The organism is Streptomyces sp. SID5643 (assembly GCF_009872555.1).
Classification (GTDB): Bacteria; Actinomycetota; Actinomycetes; order Streptomycetales; family Streptomycetaceae; genus Streptomyces; species Streptomyces iakyrus.
This window is the reverse complement of record NZ_WWIC01000340.1, coordinates 18642-31586: the sequence shown is the minus strand read 5'-3', so window position 1 is coordinate 31586 and position 12945 is coordinate 18642. Positions and strand designations below refer to the sequence as shown.

Sequence of the window (12945 nt, the reverse complement as noted above, 5' to 3'; positions counted from 1 at the left end):
GTCCTGCTTGCCGTCCTGCTTGCCGTCCTGCTTCCGGTCCTGCTTGCGGTCCCGGTCCGCGCCCTTGCCCTGGTGCCGTCCCTGGTCCGCGTGCTCGTCGTGCCGGCGCTCCCCGGGGCGGGGACCGGCCGAGGACAGGACTCCCTTGCAGTACGTCCACACCCGGCGGCCGTCCGCCGCGTCCCGCAGGGCGCGCCTGCGGTCGAGGCCGAGCCGTTTGCCGTCGCGGAGGTCGCGGCAGGCGGAGGTGATCTCCTCGCGGTGGTCGCCGGAGCGGCCGTCACGGTCGTCCGGCTTCGGGGCCGCGCCGTCGCGCCGCTCGTCCCGGTCCTGAGCGCCGGACCCGCCCGCCGACGAGCCGCCCGGGGCGTCGTCGGGGGTGGAGCCGCCCTGCACGGCGTCGCTCGGCGAGGGCGACACCAGCGGGCGGCTCGGGTGGGTGGCGGCCGAGACGGAGGCTCCGGGCTCGGGCTCGTCACCGCCGAACGGCGCTCTCAGGGCTCCGGTTCCGGTCGCGAGGGCGACCCCGCCGGCCATGCCGACGGCCAGCACGGCGGCCAGGGCGAAGCGCGCGGGACGGGCCCAGCGGGCCCGGCGTGCCCTCCCGCCGCCGCTGCCGCCAGGGGTTCCGATACGGACCAGCCCCGCGTCGGCGATCCCGGCCGTGTCCTGTCCGCCGGTGGCCGCACGCGCCGCGGTCGCGTCGGCGCGTTCCGCGCGGGCCTTGCGGAAAGCGGCTACCGCGGCGGCCTCGCCGGGGAGTTCATCACTGGTCAGCGGAGGTTTGGCGGACAGTGCGCCGAGGGTCCTCGCGAGGTGTTCGGCCTCGTCCCGGCCGGCGCCTTCGACAGCTCCGGGTGGCTCTCCGCTCAGCAAACGCTCCGCCGTTTCGCGGTCCAGCCACCTGTACTGCTCGTCGGCCATCACACATCCTTCTGCGTCCGCGCAACGCTACGCGTCACACCTGCGGACGTCACGGCACCGCCGCGTGGTTCTCGCTGGGGTGGCAGGGCGTCGAGCACCCCGGCCGATTCCGGATCGGCCTGCGGGTCGTCGCCGAGCAGTTCGGCGAGCCGCTTCAGACCCCGGTGCGCCGCCGTGCGGACCGCGCCCGGACGCTTGCCGAGCGTCTCGGCGGCGGTCTTCGCGTCCAGCCCCACCACCACGCGCAGCACGACCGCCTCGGCCTGGTCCTGCGGCAGCCGGGAGATCAGGGAGAACGCGCCGTCGGTGGCGAGCGCCTCGATGGCCTCGCCGGCGGTGTCCGACTCGGCGGCCCGGCCGGTCAGCTCGGTCTCGTCACCACCGATCGCGGGCCGGCGCCCGCGCATGCGTATGTGGTCCAGGGCACGGTTGCGGGCGATCCGGGCGGCCCAGCCGCGGAACCGGTCCGCGTCGCCGGTGAACCGCTCCAGATCGCGGGCTATCTGGAGCCACGCCTCGGATGTGACGTCCTCGGCGTCGGGGTCGCCGACGAGCGTCCGTACGTACCCGAGCAGCCGCGGATGCACGGTGCGGTACACAGTCCGGAACGCGTCTTCGTCTCCGTCCTGTGCCGCGCGCACCGCGGCGGTCAGCTCCGCGTCGTCCCCCAGCACCGCGCGCCCTTCTGCGCCTCGACCGGCGCCGCTCTCGCGGACCGGGTTCTCGCCGTCGTGGTTGCCCCATTGGTGGTTGCGGTCACAAGCCCGCAGGTGGTTGCGGTGGTCATGCCGTCTTCGCTGTTGGCGCGAATGGCACGTTACGACCTGAAACCACTCCCCGTCCATGTCCGTCCGAGATGCAACTAAGCCGTGACGCGGCGGGGTGTGACAGAAAACGCACACCGGGCGCTGTAGGGAGTACGGGCCGCCGCGCGGCCCGTGCCGCGCGACGGCCGGGGCCTCTCCTGTGGGGGGTGGCGGCCTCGGCCGTTGCCAAGGCAGGTGCCGGCGGATGTGCGTCCCGCCCGGCGGTGCCGGACGGCGCTCCGTGGAATCCCTTATTCCTGACGGCCGTTGGGCCGGCCTTCGGGCTGGGGGCGCTTGCCCTCGCTCCCGCTCCTGCCCGCGCCGCTGTCCGGCCCGTCACCCGCGCCGTTGTCCTGCGCGTTGTCCGCACCGTCGTTCGCGGCGGGTGCGCCGTCGTCCTCGGCGGGCCCGTCGTTCCCCGAGCCGCCGCTCCCGGCCTTCGGCTCGTCCTTGCGCTCGGTGCAGTACGCCGTGACGTTCCTCTCACCGCCGGCGGCGGCCACGAGCCGCTGCCAGGCCGTCGCGTCCATGGCGTTGCCGCGTCCTCCGACACGCTCGAAGACGTCGCAGTGGGCCTCGGTGTCCTGGGCGGGGTCCGGCCGGTCCGGGTGGGCCGGCGAAGAGCCGGCGCCGGTGCCGGGGCTGTGGCTGCCGCGGGGAGGCCGCTGCGCCGGGTCGCGCGGGGCGCTGCTCGGCGCGGGCGAGCGGTCGGGGGTGTCCTTCGGGCCCTCGTCGGAGGACCCGGCCACGCCGATCGCCGCCACGGCGACCCCGCCCAGCGTGAGGCTGGCGAGCAGCACGGAGAGCGTCGTCTTCAGGGACCGCCCCAGGTGGCGCCGCTCCTTGGCCCGCCAGTCGTCCCGGCGGCGGATGCCGGTCCGCAGGGTCCGGGCGTCCCGGGCGGCCCGGAAGGCGGCCACGGCCCGCTGTTCGGCCTCCGTGTCGACGGCGTCCCGGACGAGGGAGGCGATGATCAGCGCCTCCACGTCGGAGTCGAGGAGGGCGTGACGGGAACCACGGCCGGACAGCCCGCCGTCGCTCTGCCGTTCACCCATGTCCGTTTCCGTTCCTGCTCGATCCGATCGATCCGTGGGCCCCGGCGGCGCCGCCCGGCCCGCCGAGTCCCAGTACGTCACGCCGGTCCGCCCTGTTCAGGGCGCCGGATCCGCGTGACCCGCCCGGCCCGTGAGCGAAACCGCTGATTCCGCTCACGTCGACTCACCCAGCGTCCGGGGAGGTTCATCCGTCACACTCTTCGCCGCGCCCAGCTGTCCGGCGAGGCGTTTCAGGCCCCGGTGGGCGGCCGTGCGCACCGCGCCCGGCCGCTTGCCCAGCACCCGTGCGGCGGCCGGCCCGTCGAGGCCCACCACCACCCGCAGCAGCACGGCCTCGGCCTGGTCGCGCGGCAGCCCCCGGACCAGCTCCAGGGCGCGTTCGGTGGAGAGGGCCTCCAGCGCCTGGTCGTGCGTGCTCTGCGGTCCGGGCAGTTCCAGGACGTCCTGCTCCAGCGCGGACGACCGGGGCCGTACCCGCTGCCGGCGCAGATGGTCCAGCGCCCGGTGCCGGGCGATGGTCGCCGTCCAGCCGCGGAAGCCGGCCCCGTCGCCCCGGAACCGCCCGAGGTCCCGGGCGATCTCCAGCCAGGCGTCGGACGCCACGTCCTCCGCGTCGTCCCCGACCAGGCCGCGCAGATAGCCGAGCAGTCCGGGCTGCACGAGCCGGTAGGCGACCGCGAAGGCCGCCTCGTCACCCTGCTGGGCCTTCGCGACGGCCGCGCCGAGTTCCCCGTCGTACGCCTGTCCGCGCCGGCGTTCCGTTCCCTGACCCAAGTACCGTCCTCGTCCGTGCCGGCTGCGCGTCCTCCCACGGTCATCAGCGCCGGTCGGCGCGGAAGTGTCACAGCGCGTCAGGCTCCGGGCGGCGACGACCGTTCGGGTCAACCCCGCCCGCCGTCCTCGGGAGCCCGGCCCCGGGGAGGTTTCGGCCAAGTGACGCACCGGGGAGCTCTGCTCGCGATGCAACCGCCCACGAAAGGCGAGCGCCGTATGACACCCCGCCTCCTGCGCACCGCCGTCGCCACCGCCCTGGCCCTCGGTGCCCTCGGCCTGACCCACCCCGCCCGGGCCACCTCCTCGGACGGGGTGCACACCGTCCGGGTGCCGGAGGGCGATCCCCACGAACGGTCCCTCGCCCCCCGCACCTCCGAGCCGTTCAGCCTGATCGGAATCACCTGGGACGACCCGGACGCGGCCCTGGACGGCACCGCCGAGGTGCGCACCCGCTCCCAGGAGAGCGGTGCGTGGAGCGCGTGGCACTCCCTGGAGACCGACGTCCGTACGCCCGAGCTGGGTCCCGACCGCGACCGGCCCGGGGTGCGCGGCAGCACCCAGCCGCTGTGGACGGGGCCCTCGGACGGCTTCCAGGTGCGCGTCTCGGGCGACCGCCTGCCGGCGGGGCTGCGGGTCGAACTGGTCGACCCCGACGCCGGGTCGGGCGCCGTGCACACCGCGGTCGTCGAGCCGGACGACATCGGGCCGGGCATCGCCGGACCGGCCGCCGGGCCGCTCTCCGCCGAGCGTCCCGTCGTGACGTCGCGCTCGGCCTGGGGCGCCGACGAGTCCCTGGTGAAGGACCCGCCCACGTACACCGGCGACACCCAGGCGATGTTCGTCCACCACACGGCGGGCACCAACAACTACGCCTGCTCCGAGTCGGCGTCGATCGTGCGCGGCGTGTTCCTCTACCACGTGCAGAGCAACGGCTGGAACGACATCGGCTACCACTTCCTCGTCGACAAGTGCGGCACCGTCTTCGAGGGCCGTGCGGGCGGCATCGACAAGCCCGTCCTCGGCGCGCACGCCTACGGGTTTAACACCGCCACCAGCAGCGTCTCGGTGCTCGGCGACTACTCCACGGCGGCCACGAGCGCCGCGGTGCGCGAGTCGGTCGCGAAGGTCGCGGCGTGGAAGCTCGGCCTCTACGGCATCGACCCGACCGGGACGGTCGTACTGACTTCCGGTGCCGACAACGGCAAGTACAAGCTGGGGCAGAAGGTGACGTTCCACCGCATCTCCGGGCACCGCGACGGCTACCCGACCGCGTGCCCCGGCCAGAGCCTCTACGACGACCTGCCCGAGATCCGCACCCTGGCCGCGAACGCGGGCAAGCCGGCCGCGCCGGCCGCTGAACCGCTCGGACCCCCGGCCGAGGCCGCGGACGAGGACGAGGACGTACTCGTCCGCTGACGCTACTGCCGGGACCCGGTGCTCACCGCGTCCCGGCACAGCAACCGCAGCGAGCCGTGGCCGGCGTAGCAGCGGCGGGCCTCGTCGATGGGGTCCCACAGGCGCCCGTCGGGGGTGCGGATCCAGTGGTCGCCGCCGGTCGCCCACCACTCGGCGCCGGTCTGACGCACGATCACCTCACCGGTGTAGGCGCCGAAGCCGCGCAGTACCTGATGGACCGCGGCCTCGGGCGCTCCCTCCCGCCGTATCCCCTCGATCATCCGGTCGATGCTCCACAGACTCTGTGCCGAGTAGTCGAGGCGCAGCCGTGCTCCCTCGCGCATCGTCGCCACTGTGTCCGCCGCCCATCGCAGCGGCTTCGCAGCCGCCGATGGCCTGGTCTCCGCTTGAGTCGTCACATCCCGGAAAGCGCTGCGGCGAAGCGTTTCGTCACCCGGATCCCGCGACTTCCCCGAAGCGGCGCAGGACCGCCCCACCTCGCCCAAAGGACAGTCACAGGACCCTCCCAGGAACGGGGTTTAGGCCAGTGGGCGCCCAGAGGCCCGCTCCGTCAGCCCTGCTGCCGGCTCCGGCGGGAGACCACCGCGCGCAGCACCCGCCGCCCCTCCGTCGACACCTCCAGCGCCCGGCGCAGCCCGGCCGGGCCGTGTCCGGCCAAGACCTCCAGGACGACGACCTGGCGGCGCAGTTCGGCGGCGACGAGGGGTGACATGCCGTCCGTACGGCCCTCGCGGCGTGAGTCGACGGACGAGGCGTCGTCCTGGGCGGTGTCCAGGAGCCGGTGGATCTGGAGGGAGGCGACGGAGCAGGCGTCGGCCCACACCCGCAGTCCCGGTGCGGAGCGCTCTGCGGGAGCGGCCTCCAGCATCCGGTGCGCGAGCACGGCCGCCTCGTCCCCGGCACCGGCCGTGTCCAGCTTGCAGCGCGCCTGCTCCAGCCGCTCGCCCCACTCACCGGCTCCGGCGTTGTCGCCGAGGCTCGCCCACACCGGGCGCAGGGTCTCGTCGTCGCCGCCCAGCAGGGGCACGCACCGATCGAGACAAGCCAGTCCGCTCGCGGCCAGCCCGCGTTCGTCGGCCTGTGCGATCAACTCCACCAGGCTCATCCACGCCTCCCTCCGCGGGCCTTGTCCGGGGCCCGATCAGGCCGCCACCAGCCCTCACCCCTCACGGAACCCGCACTTCCCCTTACTGCGTGCAACAGCCCCGGAGTGTCACAGGGGCACCACGCCCAGTCTGTCGAGGAAGCGGAACAAGAGGTTTTCGGCCAGGGGGTCGGGGTCTGACGTCAGTACGGCCACGAGGGCGTCGGCGTTCACGTCGTACCCGGCCTCGGCGGCCCAGCGCACGGCGCGCTCGGCGGCGTCACCGGGCTCCAGGAAGTAGTCCTCCAGCGTGAGGCCCTCACGGCCCGCCCCCAGGTACCCGGCCATCGCGGAGCGCGCGAGACAGGTCGTCCACGCCCCGCTCTGCGGGGCCGCGGCCTCCAGCACCACGCACTCGCTGTTCATGACGTACCCGAAGAGCGCGGGCGCCCCGGTCTCCCGGGCCAGGGCGTTCATGTTCCCGATGTCGCCGTCGCTGCTCGGGTACTCCCACACCTGCCATCCGCCCGGCGCCGAGGCGCGCTGCGTCGGGTCCTCCCCGGCCCCCGACAGCGCGTCCAGCTCCGGCAGCGGCCGCTCCCCGCGGCCCACGACGAAGTATCCCCAGTAGCCCATGTCCCGGTTCCCCCCGGCATATTCGACTCCACTCGCGCGAGAAGACCACCACAGCCGTACGGGAGTTCGCAGCCGTATGAGCCAATTCGTTCCGGTCAGCCGAGCCTGTCCGCCAGCGCCCGGAACTGCGCCCAGGACAACTCGGGCCGGTCCGGGTCCCACAGCTTCTGGACGGTCGCCCGCAGCGGCATCCGGATCCCGGCCGCGACCTGGGCCTCCGTCTGGGAGTCCGCGAGGTCGCACCAGACGGCGAACGAGCCGCCGAGGATCTGGCCGTCGTAGCGCGCCGGGACGGCCGCGGTGCCGCGCAGCACCCGCGGTGTCCACTGCTCGTAGATCCGCCGGCCCGTCGGGTAGACGAAGGTCTGCGGCTCGCCGAGCACGTAGTACAGGAACTCGTCGTTGTAGTTGATCACCTTGCGGCCGGCCTCCAGGTACTCCAGGGGAGCCCGGGCGCCGATCTCCTTGCCCGTCCAGTAGGCCACCTGGATGTCCTTGGCGGCCTGGACGGAGGTGCCGCGGAAGAAGCCGTCGTTCCAGGCGCGCGGGACGCGCTGGTGCTTGCGAACGGTGTCGGCCCGGTCGTTCAGCCAGCCGGTCGTGAGGTCGGCGACCGTCGCGCCGGAGCCGTACCTCTCCCGGGCGGCCGCGGCCAGCTGCGGGAACGACGCCTCCGGATCGGACCGGGTCAGTGCCTGGTACTCGTCGCCGCCGAGGTGCCACGGCCCGCCGGGGAACAGGTCCGCGTACTCGTCGAGCAGGTCGTCGACGATCTCGGCGCTCTCGGCCTTGGAGATGTCGATGGCGCCCTGCACCGCCGATCCCTGCGCGGAGCGCAGTTGCAGATCGGGGTGGGCGTCGAGGACCGCGCCGAGGTGCCCGGGCGAGTCGATCTCGGGGACGATCGTGATGTGCCGGCTCCGCGCCAGGTCGATGATCTTCCGCACCTGGGCCTTGGTCAGGTGCTGCTGCGAGACGACCTCGGGATGGGAGGAGGACTCGATCCGGAAGCCCTGGTCGTCGGAGAAGTGCAGCCCCAGCTGGTTGAACTTCAGGTCGCCCAGTTCCCGGACGCGGTCCTCGATCCAGCCGGCCGTGAAGTTCTTGCGCGCGATGTCCAGCATGAACCCGCGCTGCGGCTTGGCCGGCTCGTCCTTCACGACGCCCTCGGGTGCCGTGCCGCCGTCGTGGGTCTCCTGTTTGAGCGTGCGGGTGCCGTAGAAGACCCCGGCGTCGGACGGCCCGGCGATCTCCACCCGCCCGTCGCGCACGGTCATCGTGTACGACTCCGGGTTGGCCCCCTTGTCGTCGTTCAGCGCCAGGCGCAGGTCCCCTGCCTTCCTGTCGTCCTTCTCGCCCGCGTACGCCATGCCCAGCTCGCCCGCGACCAGCCGGCCCTCGTCGGCCAGGGCCGGGTCGTCCACGACCACCCGGTTGCCCTTCTCGGGCTTCCAGCCCGGACCGCGCGCCGGTTCGTGGTCGCGCACGGCGGGGATGGTGCGGGGTGCCTCGGACAGGGGGTAGGAGCGCGTCGGACTGGGGGTAGGGGCCGCCTCCGGTGCCTGGTCAGGGGGCGCTGCCGCCGTGGCCCCCTGCGAGGATCTGGCCTCCGAGCCGGTGGACCCGCCGTCGCCGCCCGAGGCCGCCCAGAGCCCGAGACTCACCCCGGCCGCGACCACGACCAGGGCTACAGCCATGGCCACGACCAGCACCTGCCGCTGTTTCTCCTGCTTCGCCGAAGTCCGGCGCCTGTGCTGACTCACTCAGCCAACCTAAAACCCGGGGCCGCATGGCGCGCGTCCACCACGCGTGCCGAATCTCTCCCTCCCGGGTGAAATTCAGGCATCCTTCGGACACGTCATGGTCGTACTCGATAGCGTGAGGTCACATCTCTCACAGCTCGTCCTGCTGACACACGTGACGCCCACGAGGAACCACGCTGCCTGCGCACCGTTTCCCAGACCTCCCCGGCCGACTCGCCATACCGGTGGAGCATTTCAACGCAGCCTCCGCACAGGAGCTGGAGCAGGCCCTCCTGTCCTGCCTGCGCAGCCTTCGCTGGGCCCGGCGCGTCGCGGACCACCGCCCCTACCCGGACGTGGACTCCCTGCTGGCCGCAGCGGACGAGGCGGCCTACGACCTGACCTGGCCCGACCTCACGGAAGCGCTGACGGCCGAGCCGCTGCCCGCCCTCCCGCCGGACACCTACGCCGCGGCCCACACCGCCCTCAGCGCGGCCCACGCGGCCTACGAGGCCCGCTTCGGACATGTGTTCGTCATCTGCCTGGACGGCCTGTCCCCGTCGGAGACCCTGGACCGGCTCCTGGTGGCCATCCGGTCACGATTGGCGAACGATCCGGAGGAAGAGCGGGAGGTGGTCGCCGACGAACTCCGGCGCCTCGCGAGGGAACGGCTGATCAGCGCCCTGAGGGGCGCGGGGCTGCAGTCGACCTGCGGCTAGCGCCGCGTGGGCGCGATCAACCACCGACGGCCCGCACCCCGGCGTCCCACGGACACCGTCCGCCTCTGTGGCCGCACTAGCCCACCAGTACCTCTTTGCGTGCCAGTTTGATCACACCCGGGGACCCCGGCGCAGCCCGGCCGCAGCGCATCGCTACGATGCTGGGGGCCGGTGGACCGTACCCGGCCGGGCCCGACCGACACACCAAGCCGGCGCGGCCCCAATCCCCGCTCCCGGAGGAAACTTCCGTGCCGGCTGGAACGCTGTACCGCGGCCGGGAAGGAATGTGGTCCTGGGTGGCTCACCGAGTCACCGGCGTCCTCATCTTCTTCTTCCTGTTCGTTCACGTGCTGGACACCGCCCTCGTCCGTGTGTCCCCGGAGGCCTACGACACCGTCGTGGCCACGTACAAGACGCCGATCGTCGCGCTGCTGGAGTACGGCCTCGTCGCCGCCATCCTCTTCCACGCGCTCAACGGTCTGCGCGTCATCGCTGTCGACTTCTGGATCAAGGGCGCCCGCTACCAGAAGCAGATGCTCTGGACCGTCGTCGCCCTGTGGGTCGTGCTGATGCTCGGGGCCATCTACCCCGTCCTCGGCCACGCCGCTCGTGAACTCTTCGGGAGCTGACGCCAATGTCCACGTCTGAGAAGACCGCCGCCGGCGTCGGCCCCGTCGAGGGCGGCGCCGTCTACACCGTCGACAACCCGGCGCCCTTCATCGAGGCCCCGCGCAAGCGCACCAAGAAGACCCCGAAGACCACCCGGGGCAACTTCGAGCTGGCCGCCTGGCTCTTCATGCGCCTGTCGGGCGTCGTGCTGGTCGTCCTGGTCCTCGGCCACCTGCTGATCCAGCTCGTGCTGGACGGCGGCGTATCCAAGATCGGCTTCGCCTTCGTGGCGGGCCGCTGGGCGTCCCCGTTCTGGCAGGTCTGGGACCTGCTGATGCTGTGGCTCGCCATGCTGCACGGCGCCAACGGCCTGCGCACCGTCATCAACGACTACGCGGAGCGCGCGAACACCCGGCTGTGGCTCAAGGGCCTGCTCTACACGGCCACGGTGTTCACCATCCTGCTGGGCACGCTGGTGATCTTCACCTTCGACCCGAACATCCGCTAGGCACGGGGCTGCGAGAATCATGAAGATCCACAAGTACGACACCGTCATCGTCGGCGCCGGTGGCGCGGGCATGCGCGCGGCCATCGAGTCCACGAAGCGCAGCCGCACCGCGGTCCTGACGAAGCTGTACCCCACCCGCTCCCACACGGGCGCCGCGCAGGGCGGCATGGCCGCCGCGCTGGCCAACGTGGAGGAGGACAACTGGGAGTGGCACACCTTCGACACGGTCAAGGGCGGTGACTACCTGGTCGACCAGGACGCCGCCGAGATCCTGGCGAAGGAGGCCATCGACTCGGTCCTCGACCTGGAGAAGATGGGCCTGCCGTTCAACCGGACGCCGAACGGCACCATCGACCAGCGCCGCTTCGGCGGTCACAGCCGCAACCACGGCGAGGCCCCGGTCCGCCGCTCCTGCTACGCGGCCGACCGCACCGGCCACATGATCCTCCAGACGCTGTACCAGAACTGCGTCAAGGAGGGCGTGGAGTTCTACAACGAGTTCTACGTCCTGGACCAGCTGATCACCGAGGTCGACGGCGTCAAGAAGTCGGCGGGCGTCGTGGCGTACGAACTCGCCACCGGCGAGATCCACGTCTTCCAGGCGAAGTCCGTGGTCTACGCGTCCGGCGGCTGCGGCAAGTTCTTCAAGGTGACGTCCAACGCGCACACGCTGACCGGTGACGGCCAGGCGGCCGTCTACCGCCGCGGGCTGCCGCTGGAGGACATGGAGTTCTTCCAGTTCCACCCGACCGGCATCTGGCGCATGGGCATCCTGCTGACGGAGGGCGCCCGCGGTGAGGGCGGCATCCTCCGCAACAAGGACGGCGAGCGCTTCATGGAGAAGTACGCGCCGGTCATGAAGGACCTCGCGTCCCGTGACGTCGTGTCCCGCTCCATCTACACGGAGATCCGTGAGGGCCGCGGCTGCGGTCCCGAGGGCGACCACGTCTACCTCGACCTCACGCACCTGCCGCCGGAGCAGCTGGACGCGAAGCTCCCGGACATCACGGAGTTCGCGCGCACCTACCTCGGCATCGAGCCCTACACGGACCCGATCCCGATCCAGCCCACCGCGCACTACGCCATGGGCGGCATCCCGACCAACGTCGAGGGTGAGGTCCTGGCGGACAACACCACGGTCGTTCCCGGCCTGTACGCCGCGGGCGAGGTCGCCTGCGTGTCCGTGCACGGCGCCAACCGTCTCGGCACGAACTCGCTGCTGGACATCAACGTCTTCGGCAAGCGCGCGGGCATCGCCGCCGCGGAGTACGCGCAGAAGGCGGAGTTCGTCGAGCTGCCGGAGAACCCGGCCGAGCTCGTGGTCGAGCAGGTGGAGCGGCTGCGCGACGCCACCGGCAACGAGCGGGTGGCGGAGCTGCGGCGCGAGCTGCAGGAGACCATGGACGCCAACGTCATGGTGTTCCGCACCGAGCAGACGATCAAGACGGCGGTCGAGAAGATCGCTGAGCTGCGCGAGCGCTACAAGAACGTGGCGATCCAGGACAAGGGCAAGCGGTTCAACACGGACCTGCTGGAGGCCATCGAGCTGGGCAACCTGCTCGACCTCGCCGAGGTCATGGCGGTCTCCGCGCTGGCCCGTAAGGAGTCCCGCGGCGGTCACTACCGCGAGGACTACCCCAACCGCGACGACGTCAACTTCATGCGGCACACCATGGCGTACCGCGAGGTCGGCGCCGACGGCTCCGAAACCGTCCGTCTCGACTACAAGCCGGTCGTCCAGACCCGCTACCAGCCGATGGAGCGTAAGTACTGATGGCTACCCCTGTTCTGGACAAGGAAGACGCGGCCGGCAAGCCCGAGCCCGGTTTCGCCGAATCCCCCTACATCACGGTCACCTTCCGCATCCGCCGCTTCAACCCGGAGGTCGCGGCCGAGGCGGTCTGGGAAGACTTCCAGGTGGAGATCGACCCCAAGGAGCGTGTCCTCGACGCCCTCCACAAGATCAAGTGGGACCTGGACGGCACTCTCACCTTCCGCCGTTCCTGCGCGCACGGGATCTGCGGCTCGGACGCGATGCGGATCAACGGCAAGAACCGTCTGGCCTGCAAGACGCTGATCAAGGACATCAACCCCGAGAAGCCGATCACGGTCGAGGCCATCAAGGGCCTCACGGTCCTGAAGGACCTCGTGGTCGACATGGAGCCGTTCTTCCAGGCGTACCGCGACGTCATGCCCTTCCTGATCACGAAGGACACGAACGAGCCGACGCGTGAGCGCTTCCAGACGGCCGAGGACCGCGAGCGCTTCGACGACACCACGAAGTGCATCCTCTGCGCGGCCTGCACCACGTCGTGCCCGGTCTTCTGGAACGACGGCCAGTACTTCGGTCCGGCCGCGATTGTCAACGCGCACCGCTTCATCTTCGACTCGCGTGACGAGGCCGGCGAGCAGCGCCTGGAGATCCTGAACGACCGCGACGGCGTGTGGCGCTGCCGCACGACCTTCAACTGCACGGACGCCTGCCCGCGCGGCATCGAGGTCACGAAGGCGATCGCCGAGGTGAAGCGGGCGCTGATCACGCGCCGCTACTGAGCCCGGCTGCTTGACCGAGAAGGCCCCGTCGCCGCTGGTGACGGGGCCTTCTGGCATATGCCAAACCATCGGGTGAACGAGTCCGGGACCGGACACGCGGGCGGTGTCCGACCTACGAT

14 protein-coding genes are annotated in these 12945 nt (G+C 71.8%); 6 read left to right on the top strand and 8 right to left on the bottom strand.

All coding sequences use genetic code 11. The features are described 5' to 3' along the window. The 4 genes from GTY56_RS36095 to GTY56_RS36080 form a co-directional block, all read right to left on the bottom strand. The coding region (locus tag GTY56_RS36095; RefSeq protein WP_161369491.1) for a hypothetical protein at nucleotides 1-924 on the bottom strand (924 nt) is incomplete at its 3' end. Then, nucleotides 924-1598 (bottom strand): RNA polymerase sigma factor, encoded by a 675-nt coding sequence (locus tag GTY56_RS36090; RefSeq protein ID WP_033311424.1) that lies wholly within the window; start codon nucleotides 1596-1598, stop codon nucleotides 924-926. The genes GTY56_RS36095 and GTY56_RS36090, both read right to left, overlap by 1 nt. A 383-nt stretch (nucleotides 1599-1981) precedes the next feature. Then, a complete protein-coding gene (locus GTY56_RS36085) occupies nucleotides 1982-2785 on the bottom strand; it encodes a hypothetical protein (protein WP_161369490.1) in 804 nt (267 codons plus the stop codon). 153 nt (nucleotides 2786-2938) lie between these two features. Next, a complete protein-coding gene (locus tag GTY56_RS36080) occupies nucleotides 2939-3559 on the bottom strand; it encodes an RNA polymerase sigma factor (protein WP_161369489.1) in 621 nt (206 codons plus the stop codon). 216 nt (nucleotides 3560-3775) lie between these two features. Here GTY56_RS36080 and GTY56_RS36075 point away from each other — a divergent pair, with 216 nt between their 5' ends. Next, nucleotides 3776-4975, top strand: coding sequence for an N-acetylmuramoyl-L-alanine amidase (locus tag GTY56_RS36075; protein ID WP_161369488.1), 1200 nt, complete (start codon nucleotides 3776-3778; stop codon nucleotides 4973-4975). 2 nt (nucleotides 4976-4977) lie between these two features. Here GTY56_RS36075 and GTY56_RS36070 read toward each other — a convergent pair whose 3' ends face one another. The 4 genes from GTY56_RS36070 to GTY56_RS36055 form a co-directional block, all read right to left on the bottom strand. After that, nucleotides 4978-5373 (bottom strand): hypothetical protein, encoded by a 396-nt coding sequence (locus GTY56_RS36070; RefSeq protein WP_161369487.1) that lies wholly within the window; start codon nucleotides 5371-5373, stop codon nucleotides 4978-4980. 152 nt (nucleotides 5374-5525) lie between these two features. Continuing rightward, entirely contained in the window at nucleotides 5526-6080 is a 555-nt protein-coding gene (locus GTY56_RS36065) for a hypothetical protein (protein WP_161369486.1), read from the bottom strand. 108 nt (nucleotides 6081-6188) lie between these two features. Further along, nucleotides 6189-6695, bottom strand: a complete 507-nt coding sequence (locus GTY56_RS36060; RefSeq protein ID WP_161369485.1) for a hypothetical protein — start codon at nucleotides 6693-6695, stop codon at nucleotides 6189-6191. Between the two features lie 95 nt (nucleotides 6696-6790). After that, nucleotides 6791-8392: a beta-N-acetylhexosaminidase gene (locus GTY56_RS36055; protein WP_161369492.1), complete on the bottom strand. Its 1602-nt coding sequence runs from the start codon at nucleotides 8390-8392 to the stop codon at nucleotides 6791-6793. 290 nt (nucleotides 8393-8682) lie between these two features. Here GTY56_RS36055 and GTY56_RS36050 point away from each other — a divergent pair, with 290 nt between their 5' ends. From GTY56_RS36050 to GTY56_RS36030, 5 genes are all read left to right on the top strand, one after another. Beyond that, a complete protein-coding gene (locus tag GTY56_RS36050; RefSeq protein WP_161369484.1) occupies nucleotides 8683-9156 on the top strand; it encodes a 2-oxo-4-hydroxy-4-carboxy-5-ureidoimidazoline decarboxylase in 474 nt (157 codons plus the stop codon). Nucleotides 9157-9404: 248 nt separating this feature from the next. After that, on the top strand, nucleotides 9405-9785 hold the full coding sequence (sdhC, locus tag GTY56_RS36045; RefSeq protein WP_031107855.1) for a succinate dehydrogenase, cytochrome b556 subunit: 381 nt from the start codon (nucleotides 9405-9407) through the stop codon (nucleotides 9783-9785). A 5-nt stretch (nucleotides 9786-9790) separates the two neighbouring features. Continuing rightward, nucleotides 9791-10273, top strand: coding sequence for a succinate dehydrogenase hydrophobic membrane anchor subunit (locus GTY56_RS36040; RefSeq protein WP_161369483.1), 483 nt, complete (start codon nucleotides 9791-9793; stop codon nucleotides 10271-10273). A gap of 19 nt (nucleotides 10274-10292) precedes the next feature. Further along, nucleotides 10293-12047 (top strand): succinate dehydrogenase flavoprotein subunit, encoded by a 1755-nt coding sequence (sdhA, locus tag GTY56_RS36035; RefSeq protein WP_107455799.1) that lies wholly within the window; start codon nucleotides 10293-10295, stop codon nucleotides 12045-12047. Beyond that, the gene (locus tag GTY56_RS36030) at nucleotides 12047-12826 is read left to right on the top strand and encodes a succinate dehydrogenase iron-sulfur subunit (RefSeq protein ID WP_161369482.1); all 780 of its coding nucleotides are present in this window, start codon (nucleotides 12047-12049) and stop codon (nucleotides 12824-12826) included. The genes sdhA and GTY56_RS36030 overlap by 1 nt, the downstream gene beginning before the upstream one ends. Nucleotides 12827-12945: the final 119 nt, after the last annotated feature.